The organism is Pseudoflavonifractor sp. SW1122 (assembly GCF_012027765.1).
Taxonomy (GTDB): domain Bacteria; phylum Bacillota; class Clostridia; order Oscillospirales; family Oscillospiraceae; genus Enterenecus; species Enterenecus faecium.
This window is the reverse complement of record NZ_SJOS01000021.1, coordinates 1-22,887: the sequence shown is the minus strand read 5'-3', so window position 1 is coordinate 22,887 and position 22,887 is coordinate 1. Positions and strand designations below refer to the sequence as shown.

The window sequence follows — 22,887 nt, the reverse complement described above, 5'->3', positions numbered from 1 at the left end:
CTCATTCTCTCTTATGTCCGCATTTCATTGTATGTGTTCTGGGGCGGCCATTATGACAGCATGCCGCTCAGAAATTCCTCAATTTGGCGAATCAGGCCGGAGACTCCCTCCCGAGCCTCCTGGTAGTACACCACACTGTCGTCCTGGGACAAGTCCAGGTAGACGGTCTGGCCTGCGCCCGCCTCCACCATGGAACCGTCAGCGGTGAGCTGCTGCTCCAACGCCGTCAGGTCAAAGGTCTTTTCATACTGGGCCATCAGTGTTTTTTTCTCATCCTGCAACTCGGACAGGGTAGAACGCAGTTCTACCGTCTCCGCGTTGACCATGGCCAGCTGGGCGCTGCACACCACCAGCAACAGGGCACAGGCGATGGCTGCCACAAATCCCACAATGGTGAAGGGCGCCACAGCGCTCTGGGCCCGGACCTGTACCTGGGGCCGGGTGGCCACCCGCTCCCGGGGTCTGACTCTGGGCCGCCGGGGCTGCTCCACCTCTCTTCTCCGCTCCCGGGCGGGGGCGGTGTTGTCTACTTTATAAGCTACGTTGCCATAGGTGGCGTACTGTCTAACTTTGCGCTGGGTTGCCATAGTGATGTCTCCTTTTATTATCTCACTCACAGCTTCTCTGCCACACGCAACTTGGCACTGCGAGCCCTTGGATTCTCTTCAAGTTCCTGGGGGGTGGAAACAATGGGCTTTTTCCCCACCAGGCGCACCTTGGGGGTCTTCCCGCACACGCACACGGGGAAGTCCGGGGGGCAGGTACAACCCTTGGCCCACCCTGCATAGGCCGTCTTCACCAGGCGGTCTTCCAGGGAGTGGAAGGAAATGATGGCCAGCCGTCCGCCGGGATTCAAGAGGTCCAGGGCGGTATTCAGCATCCGCTCCACTTCCCCCAACTCGTCGTTGACGGCGATGCGAATGGCCTGGAAGGACCGCTTGGCCGGGTGCTGTTTCTCCCGGCACGCCTTGGCGGGCATGGCGCTGCGGATCAAATCCGCCAACTCCAGGGTGGTGCGCACCGGAGCCTGAGCCCGGTGGCGTACAATGGCTGCGGCGATGGGGCCGGCGTAACGCTCCTCCCCGTACTGCCACAAGATTCGTTTCAGCTCCTCCTGAGACCACTCGTTGACCACCTCATAGGCGGTGAGGGCGGCGGACTGGTCCATCCGCATGTCCAGAGGGGCATCCTGTAAATAGGAAAAACCTCGGGCCGCCTCGTCCAGCTGGGGCGAGGACACACCCAGGTCAAACAACATACCATCCACGGCGGGGATATCCAACTTGCGGAGAATCTCCCCCACCTGGCTGAAGTTCCCACGCACCAGGGTCACCCGGTCCATGAGCCCTTCCAATCGGGCCGGCGCGGCTTCCAGAGCGGCGGCGTCCCGGTCAATGCCGATGAGTCGGCCAGAGGTCAAGCGCTTGGCAATCTCTCGCGAGTGCCCCGCCCGGCCCAACGTGCCGTCCACATAGATGCCGTCGGGCTTGATGTTCAAGCCGTCCAGACACTCCTGGAGCAGCACAGACTTGTGTGTATATTCCATGGATTAAATCCCCAGTCCTTCCAACAGTGCCGCAATGTGCTCGGGGTTGAGCTGCTGTGCGGTCTTGGCCTTCCAGTTCTCCGCACTCCAGATCTGGGCCCGGTCGTTGTTGCCGGTGATCACCACATCCCGATCAATCTTGGCATAGTCCTTCAAATAAGAGGGCACCTGAAAGCGCCACTGCTTGTCCGGCTCACACAACTGAGCCGAGGCAAAGAAGACATCCATGGAGGCTGCCTGCGCGGTGGTCAGGTTGGCCACCCGCTCTTGGAGCTTGTTCCACGCCGCCATGGGGTACAGGGTCAAGTTCTCCTTGACCCCCACAGCCAGGTAAAACTGGGAGCCCAATTTCTCCCGGAGTTTGGACGGCACAATGAGACGCCCGGCGCTGTCAAGACTATGCTCGTAGGTGCCAGTCATCCTGCGTCCCCTCCATTTCACTCCATTTCACTCCAAGTTATCCCTAGTATACATCCCCCTGGTGGAAATTGCAAGGACTTTTTTCCTGGAAAAATATGAAGTTTTCTTGAATAAAATCACGGATTCCACTGTTTATTCTGCCAAACGCCGGGAATTGGGTCACTTATTCGTTCCATACCTCCCGGGCGCCCCGGGTGGTGGAGTAAAATGGAGGACCACAAAGCGTGTGCCTCCCAACGAAGGGTTTAAAATTGGAAAGGACCGCAGAATGTGCGCCATCCTGCGGTCCTCCATTCAAATCTCTCTTATTGATCTGCCTCGGCGTCGTAGGCGCGGTTGGCAGAGGTTGTGCTGCTGGGAATTCCCAGGGCCTCGTGGAACTTGCTCTGCACCCGGCGCATCTCGGCGTGGGCCTCGCCCAGAGCCTCCTCCGCCCGGCGCATCACGTCCTCACAGTACTGGTTGGCAACGGTGCGCATCTCCTTGGACTTCTGGTCGGCCTGGGCCATCATCTCGCTGGCCTTCTGGCGGGCCACTGCCATCACCTCGGTCTCGCTGACCAGGCGGCGGGCCTCGTTCTCTGCCCGCTTCTGCAGCTCCTCGGCCTCACGCTTGGCGCTGGAGAGCAGCTCGTTGCGGTTGTTGAGCACCTTGCGGGCCTCGGCCAGCTCCACGGGCAGCTGGGCCTTGGCGTCCTCGATGAGGTCCAGGGCCTTGTCCCGCTCGATGACGCACTTCTCAGAGCTCAAAGGCGCATTGCGGGCCTCGTCCACCATATCAAACAGCATATTCAGCAATTCTTCCACAGAAGTTGCCATAGGTAATTCCTCCTTATTGTTCCTGGGCCCCATTGACCCGATTCTGTACCTGGGTAATAATCTGTCTCGGGACAAATTCCGATAGGTCCGCCCCGTATCTCGCCATTTCTTTCACGACGGTGGAGCTGAGATAGGCGTACTTGGGACTGGTGTACAAAAACACGGTGTCCAGCTCCTCATACAGCTTGGCATTGATCATGGCCATTTGAATCTCAGACTCATAGTCGGACACGGCCCGCAAACCCTTCACCAGCACCTTGGCCCCGTGCTGTCTGGCGTAGTCGGCCAGCAGCTGGCGGGAACAGTCCACCTTCACATTTGGTAATCCTTCCGTCACCTTCTCAATGAGTTCCACCCGCTCTTCCGGGGTGAACAGGCCGTTTTTGCTGGAATTGACCATCACACACACGATGAGCTCGTCAAAAATGGCGGCCGCCCGCTTGATGATGTTCAAATGCCCCAGCGTCACCGGGTCAAAGCTGCCGGGGTAGATGGCTCGTTTCATTGGGTCACACACTCCTGCGGTACAAGGTCAGCTTGATCTTCCCGTACCGGTAGTCACGCCCCTTCTCATAGGGGACCGCAAGCTCCGGAAGCTGGGCTTCCACTGGAGACTCGCATACTATTATACCATTTCTCGACACAATGTCAATTGCCGTCATGCGTTCCAGGGCCTGTTTTATGCAGTCAGAGGCATAGGGCGGGTCGAGAAACACCAGGTCATAGGGCCCCTTGGCGCTGGCCAGGAAGGCGTCGAACTCGGTTTGGTTGAAAGCCGCCCGGTCGGTGAGGTTGCAGGCCTTCACATTCTCCCGCACGATCTTCATGGCCGCGGGCGAGTGGTCCACAAAATCGCACCAGGCCGCCCCCCGGGACAGGCACTCAATGCCCAGCTGCCCGGTGCCGGCAAACAGGTCCAGTACCCGTCGGCCGGGAATGTCAAACTGAATGATGTTGAAAAGCCCCTCTTTCACCCGGTCGGTGGTGGGGCGGGTGTCCATGCCGGGCAGCTCCTTGAGCCGCTTTCCCCGGGCCGTTCCCGTGATGACACGCATGGTAACGTCTCACTCCTTATGAAAATAGTCATATACCGCCTGGGCGGCGTTTTGAGGCACCACTTCTCGCAGCTGCTCCATCGAGGCTCCTCGAATGGCCTTAATGCTTTTAAAATGGCGGAGCAAAGCGGTCTTGCGGGTGGGGCCCACCCCGGCAATCTCGTCCAGCACCGAACCCTTCATCCGCTTGCCCTGCCTAGAGCGCATAAATTCAATGGCAAAGCGGTGGGTCTCCTCCTGGATGCGGCCAATGAGGGCAAAGAGGGCCTGGTTTTGCTGCAAGCCGATCTCCTGCCCCTCCCCGTCCACCAGGGCCCGGGTGCGGTGTCGGTCGTCCTTGACCATGCCGAAGATGGGGACGCTGAGGCCCAGCTCCTTCAGGGCAGAGGCCGCCGCCCGCACCTGTCCCACGCCGCCGTCCATGAGCAGCACGTCGGGCATCTCCCCGAACTTCTCGTCCCCGTCCAGATACCGCCGGAAGCGGCGAGAAATGACCTGCTCCATGGAGGCGTAGTCGTCGGCGTGCTCCAGCCCCTTGAGGGTGAAGTGGCGATAATCCCGTTTCAGGGGCCTGCCGTCCACGTGCACCGTCATGGAGGCCACAATGTCCGCATTTCCGCTGTTGGAGATGTCAAAGGCCTCCATGCGGTGGGGGGGCTTGGGCAGGCCCAACAGCCGCCCCAGGGCCTCCATGAGTTTGGAGGTGCGCTCCTGGGCGGAGGTGGCCCGCTGCACCTCTTCGGCGGCGTTTTGGTTGGCCATGGCCACCAGCTCGGTTTTGGCCCCTCGCTGGGGGGTGAGCAGCTCCACCTTCCGGCCCACCGCCTGGGTGAGCATCCGGGCCAGCTCCACCTGGCCGTCAAAGTCCAGGGGGAGGAGAATCTGCCGGGGCAGGGCCTGGCGCCCCTGGTAATACTGGGCGGTCAGCGTGGCCACACTCTCCCCCTCGTCCTCCTCCATGGGCAGGGGCAGCAGCTGCCAGTCCTTGGCCGCCAGCTCCCCGTCCACATAGTGGAGCACCACAAAGCAGCTCTTGGCCTCTCCCCGGTGGTAGCCCACCACGTCGGTGTCCGCCAGAGAGCCCACCACCGCCTTCTGCCGCTTGGCCAGCAGCTGCACCGCTCGAATCCGGTCTCGGTACTGGGCGGCCTTTTCAAAGCGCAGGTCCTCGGCCGCCTGTTCCATCTCTCCGGTCCACTCCGCCACCACCTGGTCCAGCTTGCCCTCCAGCAGCTGCACCGCCTTGTCCATGTTGGCCCGGTACTGGCTCTGGTCCATATCGGCGCGGCAATAGCCGTCACAGGTGCCCATGTGGAAGTTGAGGCAGGGGCGCTCCTTGCCGATGTCCCGGGGGAACTTCCGCTTGCAGGTGGGCAGGCGCAGGGCGGAGAGCAGGGCGTCGATGATGCCCTGACTGGCTCCCCGGGTGCCGTAGGGACCGAAGTACCGGGCCCCGTCCCGGGCCACCTTGCTGGTGAAGGAGAACTGGGGGTACTCCTCCTGGACGCTGAGGCGGATATAGGGGTAGCCCTTGCTGTCCTTGAGCAGAATGTTGTACCGGGGCTGGTGGCGCTTGATGAGGGCGCACTCCAGCACCAGGGCCTCGAACTCCGTGGCCACCACAATGACGTCAAAGTGGTGGATCTGGGCGACCATGGCCCGGGTCTTCTCATTGTGGCGGCTCTGGTCCTGGAAATACTGGCTCACCCGGTTTTTCAGCGCCTTGGCCTTGCCCACGTAGATCACTTCGCTGGCGGCGTTTTGCATGATATACACCCCAGGCTTTAACGGCAGTGCGTGGGCCTTGTCCCGCAGCTCTTCAAAGGTCATAGATACCCTCCCCACGAAAAAAGCGCCGCAAATTGCGGCGCTTTCATCTATTTGTCTGGCTTACTCAGAAAAATCGGAGTTGATCAGCTCCACCAGAGCGTTGACAGCCTCCTCCTCGTCGGGGCCGTCGGCGATGAGGGTGATGGCGGTGCCCTTCACGATGCCCAGAGAGAGCACGCCCAGCAGGCTCTTGGCGTTGACACGGCGCTCTTCCTTTTCCACCCACACGGAGCTCTTGAATTCATTGGCTTTCTGGATAAAGAAGGTGGCCGGACGAGCGTGCAGGCCAACCTGGTTGTTCACAACAGTCTCTTTCGTTACCATAAGAGAGTCCCTCCATATTCTTGCTTGGATTGGGGGAGTACTATCCCGCGCTTTCCCCGAAAATATTTTGCATTCCTAGCATACCAAATTTGGCAAGTAACGTCAACAGCATTTTGTACAAATCGCAGCGGTCCGTTTGGTGAAAAGTACGATTCACCCGTTCCTTGGTTATTTCATGGTCACCACGGTGACGCCGTCCTCTCCTTCACCATATGCACCAGGGCGGGCAGATTTCACATATCGGCTGTGCTTGAGGTGCTCCCGCACTGCCTTGCGCAAAGCCCCGGTGCCCTTGCCGTGGATGATGGTCACCGTCTCCAGCTTGCCCATGAGGGCGTTATCCAGGAACATGTCCACAGCGGCCAGGGCCTCGTCCACCATCATGCCCCGCAGGTCCAGCTCCGCCTTGGCGGCAGCGGCCCGGAAGGGGCGGGGGACGGTGGCTTTGCGGGCCTTGTCCTTCTGGCTCTGCTTGTGACGGGCGGTGGCCTCTTCCAGCACCCGCACCTCGTCCTGCTTGGCCTTGAGCTTCAAGATGCCCGCCTGGAGCTGGAGGGTGCCGTCCTTGTTCACCCCCACCACCTGGGCCTGGGTGTGGGTTTTCAGCACCTCCACCATGTCTCCCACCACAGCCGGACGGGTGGGTGCAGGGGTCTCCAGCTCCTCGCCCTTGGCGCCCAGGGCGTTCTCCGCCTCGTTGAGGGTGCGACGCAGGTCGGAGCGCTGCTGGTTGTCGTCCACCCACTCCTTGGCCTTCTCCTGGCGGCGGCGCATGGCGTTGAGCTCCTTAAACACGGCATCGGCGGTGTCCCGGGCCTCCTGGATGATGGCACGGGCCTCGGCCTGGGCCTTCTCGGTGGCCTTCCGCCGCTCCTCCTCGATGCGCTCCCGGTAGTGGTCCGCCTCGGCCTTGGTGCGCTCCATCTCTCGGCGCAGCTCCTGGGCCTTCTCCTTCTCCCGCTCCATGGCCTGGCGCTGGCTCTCCAGCTGGCTGATGACGTCCTCAAACCGGACGTTCTCTGCATCGATCCGGTCGGCAGCCCGCTGGATGATGTAGTCGGGCAGCCCCAGGCGGCGAGAGATGGCAAAGGCGTTGGACTTGCCGGGAATGCCGATGAGCACCCGGTAGGTGGGGGCCAGGGTGTCCACGTTGAACTCACAGGAGGCGTTCTCCACCCCTTCCGTGGTCATGGCGTACACCTTCAACTCGGCGTAGTGGGTGGTGGCCGCCACACGGGCCCCCAGCTGACGGGCGGACTCGATGATGGCGGCGGCCAGAGCGGCGCCCTCCACCGGGTCGGTGCCCGCACCCAGCTCGTCGAAGAGCACCAGGGTGTCCTCATCCAGCTGCTCCAACATGGCCACAATGTTCACCATGTGGGAGGAGAAGGTGGACAGAGACTGGTCAATGGACTGCTCGTCGCCGATGTCCGCCAGCACCGCCGAGCACACCCGGATGGTGGACCCGTCCATGGCGGGAATGTGGAGGCCGCACTGGGCCATGAGGGTCAAGAGGCCCAGGGTCTTCAAGGTCACCGTCTTACCGCCGGTGTTGGGGCCGGTGATGACCAGGGTGTCAAAATCTTTGCCCAAGTACAGGTCGTTGCGCACAGCGGTCTTGGGGTCCAGCAAGGGATGGCGGGCCTTTTTCAGCTCGATGTAGTCCCCCAGTACCGGCTCCATGCCCCCCATGTGGGTGGACAGCTTGGCCCGGGCGAAGATCACGTCCAGGGCAATGAGGGTGCGGTAGTTGTCCTCGATGCCCTCCCGGAACCCGGCGCAGTCGGCGGACAGCTCCGCCAGAATGCGCTCGATCTCCTTCTGCTCCTTCATTTGCAGCTCTCGCAGCTCATTGTTGGCGTTGACCACCCCCATGGGCTCGATGAAGAAGGTGCCGCCGGAGCCGGACACGTCGTGGACCAGGCCGGGAATCTCGTTTTTGTGCTCGCTCTTTACAGGCACCACGTAGCGGCCACCCCGCATGGTGATGATGGACTCCTGCAAATACTTGGACTGGTTGGAAGAGATGAGGCGGTTGAGCACGTCCCGCACCTTCCCCGCCGCCGCCCGGATGTGGCGGCGGATGTCCGCCAGTTCGGGGGAGGCGGAGTCGGCAATCTCATCCTCGCTGAGAATGGAACCGCTGATTTTCTCCTCCAAAAAGCGGTTGGGGGACAGGCTGTGGAAATAGCCGTCCAGCACGGTCTTTTCCGTGCTCTCCCCCACTCCGTACTCCCGCACGTTGCGGGCGCAGCGCAGCACCTGGGCGATGTCCAGCAGCTCCCGGGTGTTCAATGCGCCGCCCCGGTCCGCCCGCTGCAAGGCAGCGGCCACCGGGCGCACCCCGGAAAAGGAGGGCGTGCCGTGCTTGACCAGCATTTGAAAGGCGGCCGAGGTCTGCTTTTGCAGCCGGGACACGTCGGACACCACCGTCTGAGGTCGCACCTTGCGGCAGGTCTCCTTGCCCTCCTCGGTCACCGCCTCGTCAGCCAGCATGGCCAGCACCCGCGGCAGTTCCAGGGTCTGTATGGATTTTTCAAGTAGTTCTGTCATATGTCATAGTCTCCGTATGCAAGGACTTATAGAAGTCCAGGGTATGAAATCCTCGTTCCAACTGGGTCATGAGATAGGCCTCGGAGGCGTCCGCCAGCTTCCTAAGGGACGGTTCATCCAGGGTAAAGGAGAACAGCCGCTTGGGGTTGCCCCACATGATGTATCGCAGGGCCGCCAGAGCCGCCCCGGTCAGGGGCATGGACACTCCCTCCCCCAGCTTCTCCCGGCACCCCTTGCAGTGGAGCACGCCCTCCCGCAGGTGGAGGCAGGGGGCCTCCGGGGTCTCACAGCCGCACACCCCGCACTCTCCCACCATGGGCTCATAGCCCGCCAGGGCCATGGCCTTCCACTCAAAGGCGGTCTTCACCTGGGTGAGGGACACGGACATCTCATCCAGGGCGTGGAGGGCGTTGAGGGTGAGGGCCAGAAGTTCCGGCTCGGGCTGTTCCTCCTCACACAGGGTCTCGGTGACCTGGGCGAAATAGCTGCCCAGGGCCAGCTTGTCCAAGTCCTCCCGCACTCCACGAAAGGCCCGCTGGGTCACCGCCTCCTTCACCTGCCAGCGGCCCTGACGCTGGGAGAGGGTGAACTCGGCCCAGGTCAGCACTTGGCAGGCCGCGGCGGTGGCGTCCTTCTTCTTGCGTACCCCTCGGGCGGACAGGGTGAGCTTGCCCTGCTCCGGGGTGAGCACCGTGAGCAGCTTATCCGAGTCCTTGTACTCCACTTCCCGCAGGACCAGAGCTGTGGTGGTCAGGTACATGGGGTGTCCTCCGATTGCCAGGCATACAAAATCATGCCCGGCTCCTCCTCTCCCCAGCCGTTGATGGGTTGGCGATCCGTGGCCACAAAGCCGCAGGACACATGGGTGGCGATGGAGGGAGTATTCCGAGGCGAGACCAGGCTGAATAGCTCGCCCGCTCCCTGCCCGGTGAGCAGCTCCTGGGTGTGTTTCATCAGCTGTTTGGCCCAGCCCTTGCCTCGGGCCTGGGGAGCAGTCTCCAGGGCTTCCAGATACCACACCCCCGGGGCGCTCTCTACGCAGCGCAGGGCGCTGACCCACTCGCCGTCCACTTCCTCCACCAGCACCATCTGGCGGTGGTGGGTGACAAATTCGGTTAAAAATTCTTCATAGGCCTGTTCCATGGCCTGGGGCGATTCAAAATGGCGCGCCAGTTGGTCCATGGACTCCCGGTAGAGGTCCACCAGACGGCGCACCGTCTCCGGCTCCACCTGGGTGACACGTTTGAGCATTGGTCTTTCCTTCTTTCTCCGTCTCCGGGCGCTCCCAGCGGGTCATGAGCCACGCCTCGGGCAGCCCGGTCTTCCAAAACAGGTCCCAGTTCCCCAATGGCTTCACGCTTCACATCCCCTTTCTACCCTTAGGGTGAGAGGGGATGTGTGGGGTTATGTGTGGAAAATCCTTCAAAAAGATGCAAGCATCTTTTTGAGTGGGTTGCAGCCCGCCGCGCGCATAATTTGTCCAGCGTGGGAGGACAAATTCCACACTTGCGGGCTGAGAAGTATTTTCTTCGCCGCACATGTCGCCGAAGAAAATGGTTTTCAATTTTTTCGCACCTGCGGGTGCGAACTCTGCGAGGCTTTAGTCCTCGGTATATCCGAAATTGTGAATCAGATTCACATTGTCACGCCAGTTTTCCTTCACCTTCACCCAAGTTTCCAGGTACACCTTGGCCCCCATAAAGGCCTCCATGTCCTCCCGGGCCTGGGTGGAGATCTTCTTGAGCATGGAGCCCTTCTTGCCGATGATGATGCCCTTGTGAGAGTCCTTCTCACAGTAGATGGTAACGTGGCAGTCGATGATGTCATCGTCCCGCTGGGTGAATCGGGTCACCTCCACGGCGGTGCCGTGGGGAATCTCCTGGTCCAGGTTGCGCAGCAGCTTCTCCCGGACGATCTCCGCCATGATCTGCCGCTCGGGCTGGTCGGTGACCACGTCGTCGGGGAACAGCTGGGGTCCCTCGGGAATCCACTTGGCCAGCAGGTCCAGCAGTTCTTCCACACCCTCCCCGGTTTTTGCGGAAATGGGCATGACGGCGTCCCAGTTGTGGGCGGCGCCATACACGGCCATCACAGACAGCAGCTTTTCCTTCTCGATGGTGTCAATCTTATTGATGACCAGCACGGCGGGGGCGCCCAGGGCCTTGATGCGGCCGATGAGCTCCTCCTCGGCGGGGCCGATGCGGTCCACAGGCTCCACCAGAAGCATCACGCCATCCACGTCCGCCACGGACTGGCGCACCACTTTCACCATGTAGTCGCCCAGGCGGGTGCGGGCCTTGTGCAGGCCGGGGGTGTCCACAAAGACGAACTGGGTGTCTCCCCGGTTGAGCACCGCACAGATGCGGTTACGGGTGGTCTGGGGCTTGGAGGAGACAATGGCGATCTTCTCCCCCACCAGGGTATTGGTCAGGGTGGACTTGCCCACGTTGGGGCGGCCCACGATGGTGATAATTCCGCTTTTCTTGATCTGAGACATAGTAGATGATCCTCAACTTTCTTTGGTATTGGCATTGAACATAGCCAGTTTTATTTGGAAGAGAATTTAATTCTCTCTATCCCACATGACATAGAAGTCCCGCCGTCCGTCCCCTTTGCCGTAATAGCTCAACTCATAGGCTCCGGTGCGGCCGTCGGCCTCAATGACCACCCGCAGGGTGGGAAAGCCCTCGGGGATATCCTGCTGCACCAGCATGGACACGGGTTCGGGGCCGCTGGTGGTGTGCACGTCCTGGATGTCGGTGATCTCTCCGGTGTTCGTATCGTAGGAGATCTCCTGCAAGGTGATGGTGCTCCCCGGAAGCTTGGGCACAATGAGCATATACTCGCCGTACTCCTGGTCGGGGTACACCTGGTCCACATTGCCCGCCAGGTCCAGCTCCGCCTGGGTGGGATTTAGAATCACCACACCCAGAATGCTCTCTCCCGCCAGGGCGTCAAACACCTCTGTTTGTCCCACGGGTTCTGGGGTCTGAACGGGCTTTAGGGTGGTGACCTTCTCCTCCGTAGTCACTTCGGTTTTGTTGATAAAGGCTGTGCATCCGGTGAGAAGCAGCCCGGCGCACAGGGTGGCAGCGGATAACATCAGCAACCTCTTCATGGTACAGCCTCCTTTTCACACGTTGGTTATCGGGTCAGTCCAATTTCCTCCATGATGGCGTCCTCCCGCTCCCGCATCTGGGCCTTCTGGGGTCCCTCGTCCAGGTGGTCGTAGCCCAGCAGGTGGAGCACCGAGTGCACCACCAGGTATGAGAGCTCCCGCTCCCGGCTGTGACCGTACTCCTGGGCCTGGGCCTCTACCCGCTCCAGAGACAGCACCATATCCCCCAGGGGGACACAGCCGCTGTCTGGGTCGGCCCAATCCGCCTGGGGTTTCTCCCCGGGGGTGAGGTCGAACATGGGGAAGGACAGGACATCGGTGGGGCGGTCCACCCCCCGCATGTCCAGATTGATGGCGTGGATGCCCGCGTCGTCGCTGAGCAGCACGTCAATTTCGCAGGGCACTTCCACCCCCTGGGCAGCCAGAGCGGTGGCAATGGTGGAGCGGATGAGGGCACAGGTTTCCTCGGTGTCCGCTCCCTCCACCTCGGTGGAGATGGAGATCTGGTGCTTCTCAGCCATGGGTCTTCCTCCTCCCCTGCTTATCGCCGCCCTTATCCTTGTCCTTGGGGGGCTGGTTGGCGTGATAGTAGTCGTCATAGGCCTTGATGATGCGCTGGACAATGACGTGGCGCACCACGTCCTGGTCGGTGAGCTGGCAGATGGCAATGTCTTCCACCCCACGCAGCACCCGCATGGCCTCCTTCAGGCCGCTGGTCTTGTCGGCGGGCAGGTCGATCTGGGTCACGTCGCCGGTGATGACCACCTTGGAGCCGAAGCCCATACGGGTGAGGAACATTTTCATCTGCTCCCGACTGGTGTTCTGGGCCTCGTCCAGGATGATAAAGCTGTCGTCCAGGGTGCGGCCACGCATGTAGGCCAGAGGGGCCACCTCGATGTTGCCCCGCTCCAGGTACTTCTGGTAGGTCTCCGCCCCCAGCATATCAAAGAGGGCGTCGTACAGGGGGCGCAGGTAGGGGTCCACCTTGGACTGCAAGTCGCCGGGCAGGAAGCCCAGCCGCTCCCCCGCCTCCACCGCCGGACGGGTGAGGATGATGCGGTTGATCTGCTTTTCCCGGAAGGCGGCCACGGCCGCGGCCACCGCCAGGTAGGTCTTACCGGTACCGGCAGGGCCCACGCCCAGGGTGACGGTGTTGTTTTTGATGGAGTCAATATACTTCTTCTGGCCCACGGTCTTGGCCTTGATGGGCTTACCCTTGGCGGTGACGCACACCACGTCCCCCGCCAGCTGGGCGATCTTGCCCTCGTTGCCCGCTCGCACCAGTTCGATGATGTAGCGCACATTCTGCTGGTTGATGGGCTCCCCCTTGGCGGACAGGGAGAGAAGGCCCTGCACCGCCTTCACCGCCCACATCACCGCCTCCCCGTCGCCGGAGATTTTCAGGTTGGACTCCCGGTTTACCACCGTGACCCCCAGTTCCTGCTCGATGATGCGGATATTTTCATCAAAGAGGCCAAAGAGGTTGATGGCCTCCTCCATACGCTCAATGCTGATGCACTGCTCTGTCATTTGTTAAGATTCCTCCCCACTCTGGGTTTCCAGTTCTATGTGTCCGGTGGTACCTGGGCGCTCCACGGTGCGGCCGATCTGTTCCCGGCACTCGGCCACCATGGACACCACCAGGGTGTCCCCCTCTACCCGGGTGACAAAGTCCTGGTGGAGAATCTCCCCGTCTCCCACCTCCAGCAGCTGCTCCAGCCGCTGCTGCAACAATTCCTTCAACAGCGCTTCTCCCTGCTGTGGGTCCACCTGCTGCTCCTGAACGGTGTACCCCCGGTAGGTGGTGGTCTGCCACCACACCGGCCAGGTGTAGCCGCCCAGTTCCAGGAACTCCGTGTTGGTTATTTTATCATATCCTTCGGGGAAAATGCTACTCTTTTCGAAAAAATCCAGTTCCAGCCCCAAAATTCCCAGGCGGTACCCGGTGTGGGTGTCCTTCTCATACACTTTGGTGGGCACCGTCAGGGGCAGACGCTCCTCCAGGGTGCGCCAGGTGCGGGCGGTGACGGTGCCGGTGGCGTGGACCACCAGGTCCCCGGCGTAGGGCTTTTCCGGGTTCTGCTGGTAGAGGGGAATGGTCCCGCTGATGAGCACTTCCCCCTTGGCCACGATATCACCATCCACAAATTGCGCCTGGCCTGCGGAAGTCTGGATGTCTTCAATGATGCCGTCGGCGGTGGCCACAATGTCCGCCGGGGTGGACTGGTCCAGAAGCTCCGGCTGGGGGTCGGCCTCCTCCACCTGCACCACCACCCGGGTGCCGTAGATGTTGATGGCCATAAAGGACAGTTCGGGCAGGGAGATGAGGGCCTCGTTGACCACCTCCCGCTGGGCGATGGAGGGGGCGTACACCCCCGGACGCACCCCCAGCCGCTCCAACTGGGTGAGAATCACCGCAGAGGGCACCGTCTCATTGCCCACCACCTCCACCACCAGCACAAACTGGCTGAGGATGCTCACCGCCGCCAGGCACAGCCCCAGCCCCAATACAAATCCCCACCGCTTGGACAGCCGCTGGGCCTGGGCCACGCCGCCCCGGCGTGAGAGCACCTCCAGGGTGCACCCGCACCGCCCTGCCAGCTCCTTGAGCTCCTCCAGGTCGGACAGGTGCACCCGCACCTGGACGGTGTGGGCGTCGGGCCACTTAAGCCGCCAAAAGCCCCGGCGGTTCTGGGCGCACAGATTGAGAAACCGCTCGGGATAGGCCCCGGTCACCTGGATGACGGCGTAACCCAACAGCAGGTTGAACCATTTTTTCATACTCTCACCTCGTCAACTCCACTGCTGTGATGCGCCCGGTAATGAGCAGCTGGGTGGGGTTCATGGCCCGCAGCTCCAGCCCCTCCCCCTTCACCATCACCAGCAGTTTGCCCGCAGAGATGTGGATTTCCTCCGGTCCATAGGCCAAAATTCCCCGGTGTGGCTCCATGCGCAGCTCCCCGTCTCCGATGAGTTCCAGCCGGGGCAGCCCCGCCAACACATCCCCCGGCACATCCAACAGCCGGGAGGCCCGCTCCAACAGGCTCTGCTTTTTCTCCATGTCCATCACCTCTGGAAACTCTATGAACCATCAGCCCTCCACTTGCCTGTCCCAATGGGATTTTACGTGGACATTTGCCCCAGGTTGTGATAGAGTAAAGAGGAATGTGAAGAAAAGGCGGTACAACATCCATGCAACCAAACAACTCCAAATACCGGGATAAGAGCCGGGAGCCCAGCTACACGGTAGCCGAGCCCACCACGCTCCTTCCCTTTCTGCTGGCTACCCTCAAGGGGAAGAGCCGCAACAACGTCAAGTCCCTGCTCTCCCGCAAGCTGGTGACGGTGGACGGCAAGCCCACCTCCCAGTTCGACACACCCCTGGCCCCCGGCCAGGTGGTGACCATCCTGTCCGTGTCCGCCCCCAAGCAAGACACCCTCCCCTTCCCCATCCTCTTTGAGAACGAGCACCTCATTGTGGTCAACAAGCCCGCCAAGCTTTTGAGCGTGGGCAACGAGAAGGAGAAGGTGCGCACGGCCTACCACATGGTCACCGACTACGTGAAGAGCCAGCACATCGACAACCGCATTTTTGTCATCCACCGGCTGGACCGGGACACCTCCGGGGTGCTGATGTTCGCCAAAGACGAGGCCACCAAAGAGCTGTTCCAGTCCCGTTGGAACGACATTGTCACCCGCCGGGGCTATCTGGCAGTGGTGGAGGGCACCCCCCGGCCGGAACGGGACACCATCCACTCCTACCTGGTGGAGACCAAGACCCACATGATCTTCTCCGGCGACCCCGGCCCCGGGGCCAAGGAGGCCATCACCAACTACGAGGTCATTAAGAGCGGCTCTGGCTACTCCCTGCTGGATATCTCCATTGACACTGGCCGGAAAAACCAGATTCGTGTCCACATGAAGGAGCGAGGCTGTCCCATTGCCGGGGACAAGCAGTATGACGCCCGCACCAACCCCATCGGGCGGCTGTGCCTCCATGCCAATGAGCTGTCCTTCACCCACCCCGCCACCGGACAGCCCACCACCTTCAAGGCTAAGATGCCCCGGGACTTCAACCGAGTGTTCCGCTGAGATGGGCAAACGCCATGAACAGATACAAAGACACATCCAGGCAGGCCCGGACCCGGGACCAAAGCCTGGAATCCACCGCCACAGAACCTGAGCCTGAGCGGTGTGAAATCACCGGAAGGCCCAACGGCAAGAGCTATCTGGTGTTGGCAGGGGTGATTTTGGCGCTGCTGGTTTTCCTCCTGCTGCCCATCCTCCTGCACAGCGTGACTGCCCACAAGAATTCCCTGGCCCTTTTTTCCGGCATCGGAGCTGTGGCCATGGTGGGTATTCTCGTCTATTTGGCGGCGCGCTATCGGTGCTTTCAGGTGAAGATAGACGCCCAGGGGTTCTACCTTCGCACCACTCCCTTCAACGGTAAATACTACCGCTACACCGATATCAAGGAGTGCCGAGAGGTTCGGCGGGTATACCGTCCCCGTGGGGCCCAGGGCAGCAGAGCCACCCGTTCCTATGCCTTTCTCTTCTTCTTCACCGATGGGTCCGGGGTCACCCGGCAATTCTTCTTTCAGAAGGAGCGATTCAGTCACGAGATTCAGGTGCTAAAGGCCCGCATTGCGGCGGCCCAGCACCAGGACGCCCAGGAGCCGACTCGCCCCACGGCGTCCCCTCGTACCCGGACCGCCGCTTCCAGCAAGGTTCCCCCTCTGCCGCTGTTGCTGTTGGGGATTGTGCTGCTGGGCATCGGGCTGTACCTGCTCTCCCCCCACATCGTGGCCATGCTGCGTCTGAACCCTCAGAACAACAGTTGGACCCAGACCACCGCCACGGTGGTAAACGTCTCCACCCAGGACGATTCCTACAATATCGTCTACTCCTACACCGTCAACGGTGCGTCCTATCAGAACTCTACCACCTCGGACACCTCTATGCGGTTGGGCGACACCATCTCGGTGTACTATAACCCCGCCTCTCCCCAGTTCTCCCGGGACTCCATAGGCGGAGGCACCGGGGAAACCGTCCCCATGAGCAAAACGCTGCTGGGGTCCCTCTCCACGGTCTTGGGCCTGGGGTGTGTGGGTGTGGTGGCCTGGAACTTAAAAAAGCCCGCCACCGCTCCGGTGAAGGTGCGTCGGGATTCCAACCGAACCACTCGATGAGTTTGGACCGTTCAAGGAGGAAAGAACATGGAAGAAGATAAATGGGTCTATGAAATTGGGAAAGATGGTTTTGCTGTGGTGTTCCCCCTGATTGGCTTGGTCATATCTGGCGGTATCGCCATTGCGCTGGCTTTGGCCAACAATCCGGCGGTATTCTTTATGAGCCTGTTTGCTCTGTTCATGCTGGTGATGACGTTGATGGTGCTGTATCGCCAGTTCATCATGAAGTTCCTGGTGGGCAAGAATGGCTTTTACCACAAAACCAGACCGGGAAACGGGCATTATTACCGCTACAGCGAGCTGGATAAGGCCTGGACTGCCTTTGGCGGAGGAACCAACGCCCTGTACTTTTATTATCAGCTGCCGGGCCAGTCTCCTGTCCGCTTCTACTACAACCCCATGGACGATGAAGCGGTGGAGTACATGCTTTCCAAGTTCCGCTCCTTCCACCCCGAGTTGGAGGAGGAAAACGAGGACTGGGATTACGAAGAATAAGATAGAAAGACAGGCGGTGATGTTCACCGCCTGTCTTTTGCTTATTGTATTTTACAAGAGAACATTGATGTTCTCCAATTTTCTAGGCGCAAATCTGCGCCCCTGGCAGGGACGCTCCGCTGGGGTAACTTTCTGCCGCCAGAAAGTCACCAAAGACCGCCAAAGGCGGGGCCTTCCCCCGCCTTGTGGAATCCACCCTGCGGCACTGGGTGGAGGGTGCAACCTTCTCTTTTCGGCCCTTGGCCCGGTGGGGTCACATAGATGGCTTACCAGTCCTATGGGCGGCACTTACTTCTATGTTAGCATGTTCTTCTACCCCCAGGGCCTTACCCTGGTGCGCCGCTGTTCCCAGCGCTCGGATGCCTGGCTCCCGGCGGCGGGAACGCCGCTGCGCCAAGGTAGGCCCGGGCATGGAAACCACCTGGTGATAGGGCCAGTTGCCCGAGTTGGCCTGGTCTGGTGGCAAAAACAGGGGCCACAGCAAGGGTCACGGGCCGAATTGAGACTTGACGCAGGTCCAGCCTCGTACCCCAGGGAGGTCCTTAGGGGGGAACGCCCTAAGCGGGTTTTGGTTCCTTTTGACCGGGCAAAAGGAACCCCCAGCGGGGAGCGTCCCCGCCAGGCTGGCAAGCCTATGTCTTCCTTTCCAAAGAAGTGAAACCCCCGCTGCATCTGCCCAAATTAGAGGCAGACACAGCGGGGGTTTGTGCTTCTATTAGCTCAAAAAGTCCTTCAGCTTCTTGGAGCGGCTGGGGTGGCGCAGCTTGCGCAGGGCCTTAGCCTCGATCTGACGGATACGCTCCCGGGTGACGTTGAACTCCTTGCCCACTTCCTCCAGGGTGCGGGTACGGCCGTCCTCAATGCCGAAGCGCAGCTTCAGCACCTTCTCCTCTCGGGGGGTGAGGGTGGACAGCACGTCCACCAGCTGCTCCTTCAACAGGGTGAACGAGGCGGCCTCGGAGGGCTCGGAGGCGTCCTCGTCGGGGATGAAGTCGCCCAGATGGCTGTCCTCCTCCTCGCCGATGGGGGTCTCCAGGGAGACGGGCTCCTGGGCGATCTTCAAAATCTCCCGCACCTTCTCCACGGGCATGTTCATCTCAGCGGCGGTCTCCTCGGGGGTGGGGTCGTGGCCCAGCTCCTGGAGCAGCTGACGGTTGACCCGGATGACCTTGTTGATGGTCTCCACCATGTGCACGGGGATGCGGATGGTACGGGCCTGGTCGGCAATGGCGCGGGTGATGGCCTGACGAATCCACCAGGTGGCGTAGGTGGAGAACTTGTAGCCCTTGGTGTAGTCGAACTTCTCCACGGCCTTGATGAGGCCTAGGTTGCCCTCCTGAATCAGATCCAGGAACAGCATACCACGGCCCACATACCGCTTAGCGATGGACACCACCAGACGCAGGTTGGCCTCGGCCAGCTTCTGCTTGGCCCGCTCCCCGGCCTTGATGCTCTTGTTCAGCTCCTGGAGCACCTCGGCGGGCAGCTCCTCCCCGGTCTTCTCCAGCTCGGCCTTCTGCTCCTTGGCCAGGTTGCCAGCGGCCATGGCCTGGGCCAGCTCGATCTCCTGGTCGGGAGAGAGCAGGTCCACCTTACCGATCTCCTTGAGGTACATGCGCACGGGGTCGTCGATGGCGAAGGAGTCCACCAGGGTGTTAGGGTCCACCAGCTCCTCCTCGTTGAAGTCCTCCATCTCCTCGGCGGGGGGCAGCAGGTCCTCCTCACTGAGGATGGGCATCAGGTCCTCTTCCCCGGCGGCGTCCACGCCCAGGTTCTCCATGATGTCGTACATCTTGTCCATCTGCTCGCTCTCCAGGTTCATGGACTCCAGCACTTCCATCATCTCACCGGAGGACAGCTTGCCCTTCTTGTAGCCGGCGTCCACCAGCTCCACCAGACGCTCACCGCCCTGGATGCCGTCCACCAGCTTCACCAGCTCGGCCTTGGCGCTCTCGAACTTTTCCTTGCTGACCATGCTAATGCCGGAAGCCACCTCGGGCTTCTTGCCGTTTTTCTTCTTTTCACTCATGGTTTTCATCCTCCGTAGCTTTTTTTCTGTTTGAGTAGGTCTCTGAGTTGGGCCAAGTCCTGGCCGCTGTGTATGTCTGCCCTGCGGTGTTGCGCAAGGATGGTCTGCTTATAATCGTCTAAGGCCGCCTGAGCGGTGTGCATGGGCTGAGGCTGCTGCACCACGGCGGACAGGTGGTCCATCTCCTCCGGGGTAAACACCCCGTCCAGGGCCGCCAAGCTCACCGGCTTGCCCTCCTGCCACCGCTGCCGCAATAGGCCATAGGCCCGCCCCAGCAAGGGTGCGGAGAAGTCGGACTCCTGTAAGTCGCTGAGCTGCTTGAAGTAGCTGCCGTCCAGCAGCACTACCCGCAGCACGCCCTCCTCGGCCAGAGCCGAACGCACATTGGTGTAGCGCAGCTCCCGCTGCTTGGGCTGTAGCGTCTGGGTGGGGGTGAGGCTGCGCCGCTCCTCCTGTCGCCGGGCCTGTCGCCCTTTTTGACGGCGCTGCTGTTCCACCTCCTGGGCCATAGCCTCCCGGCTGATACCTGCGGCGTCTGCGGCTCGGTTTCCGTAGATCTCCCGCTCCACCGGGCTGTTGAGGCCCGCCACCAGACCCGCCGCCGCCTGTAAGTACTGGGCCTTCTGGTCGTCCTGGCTCAAATCAAAGCCTTGGCGCACCTCCTCCAGGCGGTACTCCACCGAGTTGGCGCAGCCCTGGAGCAGTCCTTCAAATACTTCGGGCCCCTGGTGCTTGATGAAGTCGTCGGCGTCCTGCTTCACCAGCTGGCCACTGTCGTCCCGCCGACGGGGCAGCTGGAGTACCTTCACTTGCAGTTGGGAGCCTTTCAGCAGGGCGATGGCCCGCTGGGTGGCGTCCACACCCGCGTTGTCGTTGTCGTAGCACAGCACCAGCTCCTGGGTGTACTTTTCCAGAATGCGGATGTGCTCTTCCGTCAAAGCCGTGCCCATGGTGGCAATGGTATTGTCAAAGCCCGCCTGGTGTAGCGTAATCACGTCAATGTTGCCCTCCACCAGAATCATGTTGGGCCGTTTGGTGTTTTTTGCGTAGTTGAGGCCGTACAAAATGGACCGCTTTTTGAAGATGGCGGTCTCCGGGGTGTTCAAGTACTTGGGGGTGGAGTCGTCCATCACCCGGCTGGTAAAGCCGATGACATTGCCCCGCACGTCGATGACCGGGAGCATGAGGCGGTTTCGGTACTTGTCATAGATGCCGCCGTTTTTCCCCGCCACCGCCAGGCCCGCCTCGATGAGGTCGGCCTTGTCGTATCCCTTCTCCCGCATGGCCAGAATGAGACGGTCCCAGGCATTGGGGGCGGCCCCCAGGCCGAACCGAGCGGAAAACTTGGGGCTGATGCGCCGCTTTTTTGCGATATACTCCGCCACTTGGGCACCTTCGGGCTGGGAGAGCATGGAGCGATAGAACCGGGCGGCCTCTTTATTCAGCTCCAGGATGCGCTGGCGTTTTTCCCGCCACGCCCCATTGCTGTTGTCCTCGGGCACCTCCATGCCAGCCTGGGCGGCCAGCTTGCGCACTGCCTCGGGGAAGGGGAGATTCTCCATCTCCATGACAAAGCGCACCGCACCGCCCCCCTTGCCGCAGCCGAAGCAGTGGAAAATCTGCTTGCTCTCGTTGACGGAGAAGGAGGGGGTCTTTTCCCGGTGGAAAGGACACAGGCCCCAGTAGTTGCCACCCTTCCGGGTGAGGGGGACGTAGGCGGACACCACGTCCACAATGTTGAGCCGACTGCTCAGCTCGTCCAAAAATTGTTCCGGTATGGCCATGGTATCACCCCCAATTGTAGCCATAATTCACCTGGGTAACACCGCACAATTCGGCAAGACGGATTTGCGAGTAAATTTTACATCCAGATGAGGCGTGGTTTTGCAGCAATACTTGGTGTATTGCAAAAAATCACAACGAAATATGGGTGCAAAATTTCCGCAAAGGTGCGCAGACGATATTGTTCGGTGTTGCCCTGTTATTTAATCATCCAACGCATGGGGATGAAAAGTTCTTCGAATTTCTCTACGGCGTAGGCGTCGCTCATGCCGGCGATGTAGTCGGTGACCGCCCGCTCCACGCCCTCCCGCACCAGAATGTCCTGATACTCACAGGGGAGCTTATCGTTGTGCTTGCAGTAGTATTCAAACATGTGGCAGATCATGTCCTCCGCCTTGGACTCCTCCCCTTTTGCCTTGGGGTTGAAGTACACCGCCTCAAACATGAAGTTTTTCAGCTCTGCCATGGCCTTGGCCACCTTCGGGGACTGGTGAATCTCCATTCCCTCCTGGCTATTGGCCACAATGTCCAGCACCAGCCGCTCAATGCGCTCCCCGTGGGTGAAGCCCAGCACCTGGGAGATGTGCACGGGGATGTCGGTGGGGTAGATGATGCCGCCCCGCATGGCGTCGTCAATGTCGTGGTTGATGTAGGCGATCTTGTCGGCGTAGCGCACCAGCTGCCCCTCCAGGGTCTCCGCCATGGGTCCGGTGGTGTGGCGGAGGATGCCGTCCCTCACCTCATAGCACAGGTTCAGCCCGGCGCCGTCCCGCTCCAGGCGGTCCACCACCCGTAAGGACTGTTCATAGTGGCGGAAGCCCCCCTCCACCATCCGGCTCAGCGCCCGCTCTCCGGCGTGGCCAAAGGGGGTGTGGCCCAAATCGTGGGCCAGGGCGGCGGCCTCGGTGAGGTCCTGGTTCAGCCCCAACGCCCGGGCCATGCTCCGGGCAATTCCCGACACCTCCAGGGTGTGGGTCATGCGGGTGCGGTAATGGTCCCCCTCCGGCTGGAGGAATACCTGGGTCTTGTGCATCAGCCGCCGAAAGGCCTTGGAATGCACCACCCGGTCCACATCCCGCTGAAAACAGGTGCGCATGGGACAGGGAGGGATGTCCACCGCCCGCCCTTTGGACTGGGCAGCCAAGCAGGCCCGGGGAGAGAGAATCTGTCGCTCCAACTCCTCGGCATAGGTACGAATTTCCATTTGCACCCCTCCTATCCGATATTTCCTATCACTATATACTCCATATCTGGCGGGAATCCTTCTTTTTATCAAAATTTTTTGAAAACTTTTTTCATACCCCTCTTGTCCCCTCCATAGGGTATGGCAAGGAGGAATGTCTCATGCCCATTCACGCCGCCCTGTTACCCGTTCTGGTGCTATGCGTCATTCTGGTCAACGGCTGGACCGACGCCCCCAACGCCATTGCCACCGCCGTAGGCTCCGGAGCCCTGTCCTTCCGCCCCGCCGTGGCTCTGGCGGCGGTGTGCAACTTTGCCGGGGTGGCCCTGGCCTGTCTGTGTTTTCCCGCGGTGGCCGCCACCATGGAAAATCTGGTGCGCTTTTCCTCCCCCCAGGACACCCAGGCGGGACTGTGTGGGGCGCTGCTGGCGGTCATCCTGTGGGGGGTGGCGGCGTGGCGGTTTGGCTTGCCCACCAGTGAGAGCCACGCCCTGCTGGCGGGGCTGTCCGGGGCAGCCCTGGCCCTGGGGGCAGACATCCAGCCC

General features: G+C 61.0%; 24 protein-coding genes. 4 read left to right on the top strand and 20 right to left on the bottom strand.

Annotated elements, in window-relative coordinates; genetic code table 11:
- Positions 1-50 precede the first annotated feature (50 nt).
- The 17 genes from E0L15_RS06605 to E0L15_RS06525 all read right to left on the bottom strand — a co-directional run bounded on the left by E0L15_RS06605 (position 51) and on the right by E0L15_RS06525 (position 14,725).
- The gene (locus E0L15_RS06605) at positions 51-587 is read right to left on the bottom strand and encodes a hypothetical protein (protein ID WP_087231261.1); all 537 of its coding nucleotides are present in this window, start codon (positions 585-587) and stop codon (positions 51-53) included.
- 26 nt (positions 588-613) lie between these two features.
- Positions 614-1,546, bottom strand: coding sequence for a 16S rRNA (cytosine(1402)-N(4))-methyltransferase RsmH (gene rsmH / locus E0L15_RS06600; RefSeq protein WP_168124992.1), 933 nt, complete (start codon positions 1,544-1,546; stop codon positions 614-616).
- Between the two features lie 3 nt (positions 1,547-1,549).
- Entirely contained in the window at positions 1,550-1,966 is a 417-nt protein-coding gene (locus E0L15_RS06595; RefSeq protein ID WP_087369578.1) for a division/cell wall cluster transcriptional repressor MraZ, read from the bottom strand.
- Between the two features lie 305 nt (positions 1,967-2,271).
- Positions 2,272-2,784 (bottom strand): hypothetical protein, encoded by a 513-nt coding sequence (locus tag E0L15_RS06590; protein WP_087231252.1) that lies wholly within the window; start codon positions 2,782-2,784, stop codon positions 2,272-2,274.
- 13 nt (positions 2,785-2,797) lie between these two features.
- Positions 2,798-3,289, bottom strand: coding sequence for a pantetheine-phosphate adenylyltransferase (gene coaD / locus E0L15_RS06585; RefSeq protein WP_087231249.1), 492 nt, complete (start codon positions 3,287-3,289; stop codon positions 2,798-2,800).
- Positions 3,290-3,293: 4 nt separating this feature from the next.
- Entirely contained in the window at positions 3,294-3,839 is a 546-nt protein-coding gene (gene rsmD, locus E0L15_RS06580) for a 16S rRNA (guanine(966)-N(2))-methyltransferase RsmD (protein ID WP_168124991.1), read from the bottom strand.
- Positions 3,840-3,848: 9 nt separating this feature from the next.
- Entirely contained in the window at positions 3,849-5,669 is a 1,821-nt protein-coding gene (uvrC, locus tag E0L15_RS06575) for an excinuclease ABC subunit UvrC (RefSeq protein ID WP_168124990.1), read from the bottom strand.
- 60 nt (positions 5,670-5,729) lie between these two features.
- Positions 5,730-5,993 carry an HPr family phosphocarrier protein gene (locus tag E0L15_RS06570; RefSeq protein ID WP_087231242.1) on the bottom strand — a complete coding sequence of 88 codons (264 nt, stop codon included), beginning with the start codon at positions 5,991-5,993 and terminating at the stop codon, positions 5,730-5,732.
- A gap of 168 nt (positions 5,994-6,161) precedes the next feature.
- The gene (locus E0L15_RS06565; RefSeq protein WP_168124989.1) at positions 6,162-8,546 is read right to left on the bottom strand and encodes an endonuclease MutS2; all 2,385 of its coding nucleotides are present in this window, start codon (positions 8,544-8,546) and stop codon (positions 6,162-6,164) included.
- Positions 8,530-9,306 (bottom strand): DNA repair protein RecO, encoded by a 777-nt coding sequence (recO, locus tag E0L15_RS06560; protein ID WP_168124988.1) that lies wholly within the window; start codon positions 9,304-9,306, stop codon positions 8,530-8,532. The genes E0L15_RS06565 and recO overlap by 17 nt, the downstream gene beginning before the upstream one ends.
- On the bottom strand, positions 9,297-9,797 hold the full coding sequence (locus E0L15_RS06555; protein WP_168124987.1) for a GNAT family N-acetyltransferase: 501 nt from the start codon (positions 9,795-9,797) through the stop codon (positions 9,297-9,299). The genes recO and E0L15_RS06555 overlap by 10 nt, the downstream gene beginning before the upstream one ends.
- A gap of 349 nt (positions 9,798-10,146) precedes the next feature.
- Positions 10,147-11,043, bottom strand: coding sequence for a GTPase Era (gene era / locus E0L15_RS06550; protein WP_087231230.1), 897 nt, complete (start codon positions 11,041-11,043; stop codon positions 10,147-10,149).
- A gap of 66 nt (positions 11,044-11,109) precedes the next feature.
- Entirely contained in the window at positions 11,110-11,664 is a 555-nt protein-coding gene (locus E0L15_RS06545) for a hypothetical protein (protein ID WP_168124986.1), read from the bottom strand.
- Positions 11,665-11,690: 26 nt separating this feature from the next.
- The gene (gene ybeY / locus E0L15_RS06540) at positions 11,691-12,185 is read right to left on the bottom strand and encodes an rRNA maturation RNase YbeY (protein ID WP_168124985.1); all 495 of its coding nucleotides are present in this window, start codon (positions 12,183-12,185) and stop codon (positions 11,691-11,693) included.
- The gene (locus E0L15_RS06535; RefSeq protein WP_087369587.1) at positions 12,178-13,194 is read right to left on the bottom strand and encodes a PhoH family protein; all 1,017 of its coding nucleotides are present in this window, start codon (positions 13,192-13,194) and stop codon (positions 12,178-12,180) included. Before E0L15_RS06535 ends, ybeY begins: the two co-directional genes overlap by 8 nt.
- Before the next feature lie 3 nt (positions 13,195-13,197).
- Positions 13,198-14,445, bottom strand: a complete 1,248-nt coding sequence (locus tag E0L15_RS06530; protein ID WP_168124984.1) for a sporulation protein YqfD — start codon at positions 14,443-14,445, stop codon at positions 13,198-13,200.
- Positions 14,446-14,449: 4 nt separating this feature from the next.
- Positions 14,450-14,725, bottom strand: coding sequence for a YabP/YqfC family sporulation protein (locus tag E0L15_RS06525; protein WP_087231399.1), 276 nt, complete (start codon positions 14,723-14,725; stop codon positions 14,450-14,452).
- A 131-nt stretch (positions 14,726-14,856) separates the two neighbouring features.
- Between E0L15_RS06525 and E0L15_RS06520 the strand changes: the two genes are divergently transcribed.
- Genes E0L15_RS06520 through E0L15_RS06510 form a run of 3 tightly spaced genes read left to right on the top strand, consistent with a single transcriptional unit; the run spans position 14,857 to position 17,348 of the window.
- A complete protein-coding gene (locus E0L15_RS06520; protein ID WP_168124983.1) occupies positions 14,857-15,756 on the top strand; it encodes an RluA family pseudouridine synthase in 900 nt (299 codons plus the stop codon).
- A 14-nt stretch (positions 15,757-15,770) separates the two neighbouring features.
- Positions 15,771-16,853 (top strand): DUF3592 domain-containing protein, encoded by a 1,083-nt coding sequence (locus tag E0L15_RS06515; protein WP_168124982.1) that lies wholly within the window; start codon positions 15,771-15,773, stop codon positions 16,851-16,853.
- A gap of 27 nt (positions 16,854-16,880) precedes the next feature.
- Entirely contained in the window at positions 16,881-17,348 is a 468-nt protein-coding gene (locus E0L15_RS06510; RefSeq protein ID WP_168124981.1) for a SoxR reducing system RseC family protein, read from the top strand.
- A 715-nt stretch (positions 17,349-18,063) separates the two neighbouring features.
- Here the strand turns inward: E0L15_RS06510 and rpoD are convergent.
- The 3 genes from rpoD to E0L15_RS06495 form a co-directional block, all read right to left on the bottom strand.
- Entirely contained in the window at positions 18,064-19,377 is a 1,314-nt protein-coding gene (rpoD, locus tag E0L15_RS06505) for an RNA polymerase sigma factor RpoD (RefSeq protein ID WP_087231205.1), read from the bottom strand.
- 5 nt (positions 19,378-19,382) lie between these two features.
- Positions 19,383-21,161: a DNA primase gene (dnaG, locus tag E0L15_RS06500; RefSeq protein ID WP_168124980.1), complete on the bottom strand. Its 1,779-nt coding sequence runs from the start codon at positions 21,159-21,161 to the stop codon at positions 19,383-19,385.
- A gap of 197 nt (positions 21,162-21,358) precedes the next feature.
- Positions 21,359-22,363: a deoxyguanosinetriphosphate triphosphohydrolase gene (locus E0L15_RS06495; protein WP_168124979.1), complete on the bottom strand. Its 1,005-nt coding sequence runs from the start codon at positions 22,361-22,363 to the stop codon at positions 21,359-21,361.
- 140 nt (positions 22,364-22,503) lie between these two features.
- Here E0L15_RS06495 and E0L15_RS06490 point away from each other — a divergent pair.
- Positions 22,504-22,887, top strand: a 384-nt coding sequence (locus E0L15_RS06490) for an inorganic phosphate transporter (protein ID WP_168124978.1), incomplete at its 3' end; no start/stop codon positions are given.

Coding starts and splice junctions, on each gene's coding strand:
- E0L15_RS06605 (WP_087231261.1), bottom strand. CDS start 587: ATGGCAACCCAGCGCAAAGTTAGACAGTACGCCACCTATGGCAACGTA.
- rsmH (WP_168124992.1), bottom strand. CDS start 1,546: ATGGAATATACACACAAGTCTGTGCTGCTCCAGGAGTGTCTGGACGGC.
- E0L15_RS06595 (WP_087369578.1), bottom strand. CDS start 1,966: ATGACTGGCACCTACGAGCATAGTCTTGACAGCGCCGGGCGTCTCATT.
- E0L15_RS06590 (WP_087231252.1), bottom strand. CDS start 2,784: ATGGCAACTTCTGTGGAAGAATTGCTGAATATGCTGTTTGATATGGTG.
- coaD (WP_087231249.1), bottom strand. CDS start 3,289: ATGAAACGAGCCATCTACCCCGGCAGCTTTGACCCGGTGACGCTGGGG.
- rsmD (WP_168124991.1), bottom strand. CDS start 3,839: ATGCGTGTCATCACGGGAACGGCCCGGGGAAAGCGGCTCAAGGAGCTG.
- uvrC (WP_168124990.1), bottom strand. CDS start 5,669: ATGACCTTTGAAGAGCTGCGGGACAAGGCCCACGCACTGCCGTTAAAG.
- E0L15_RS06570 (WP_087231242.1), bottom strand. CDS start 5,993: ATGGTAACGAAAGAGACTGTTGTGAACAACCAGGTTGGCCTGCACGCT.
- E0L15_RS06565 (WP_168124989.1), bottom strand. CDS start 8,546: ATGACAGAACTACTTGAAAAATCCATACAGACCCTGGAACTGCCGCGG.
- recO (WP_168124988.1), bottom strand. CDS start 9,306: ATGTACCTGACCACCACAGCTCTGGTCCTGCGGGAAGTGGAGTACAAG.
- E0L15_RS06555 (WP_168124987.1), bottom strand. CDS start 9,797: ATGCTCAAACGTGTCACCCAGGTGGAGCCGGAGACGGTGCGCCGTCTG.
- era (WP_087231230.1), bottom strand. CDS start 11,043: ATGTCTCAGATCAAGAAAAGCGGAATTATCACCATCGTGGGCCGCCCC.
- E0L15_RS06545 (WP_168124986.1), bottom strand. CDS start 11,664: ATGAAGAGGTTGCTGATGTTATCCGCTGCCACCCTGTGCGCCGGGCTG.
- ybeY (WP_168124985.1), bottom strand. CDS start 12,185: ATGGCTGAGAAGCACCAGATCTCCATCTCCACCGAGGTGGAGGGAGCG.
- E0L15_RS06535 (WP_087369587.1), bottom strand. CDS start 13,194: ATGACAGAGCAGTGCATCAGCATTGAGCGTATGGAGGAGGCCATCAAC.
- E0L15_RS06530 (WP_168124984.1), bottom strand. CDS start 14,445: ATGAAAAAATGGTTCAACCTGCTGTTGGGTTACGCCGTCATCCAGGTG.
- E0L15_RS06525 (WP_087231399.1), bottom strand. CDS start 14,725: ATGGAGAAAAAGCAGAGCCTGTTGGAGCGGGCCTCCCGGCTGTTGGAT.
- E0L15_RS06520 (WP_168124983.1), top strand. CDS start 14,857: ATGCAACCAAACAACTCCAAATACCGGGATAAGAGCCGGGAGCCCAGC.
- E0L15_RS06515 (WP_168124982.1), top strand. CDS start 15,771: ATGAACAGATACAAAGACACATCCAGGCAGGCCCGGACCCGGGACCAA.
- E0L15_RS06510 (WP_168124981.1), top strand. CDS start 16,881: ATGGAAGAAGATAAATGGGTCTATGAAATTGGGAAAGATGGTTTTGCT.
- rpoD (WP_087231205.1), bottom strand. CDS start 19,377: ATGAGTGAAAAGAAGAAAAACGGCAAGAAGCCCGAGGTGGCTTCCGGC.
- dnaG (WP_168124980.1), bottom strand. CDS start 21,161: ATGGCCATACCGGAACAATTTTTGGACGAGCTGAGCAGTCGGCTCAAC.
- E0L15_RS06495 (WP_168124979.1), bottom strand. CDS start 22,363: ATGGAAATTCGTACCTATGCCGAGGAGTTGGAGCGACAGATTCTCTCT.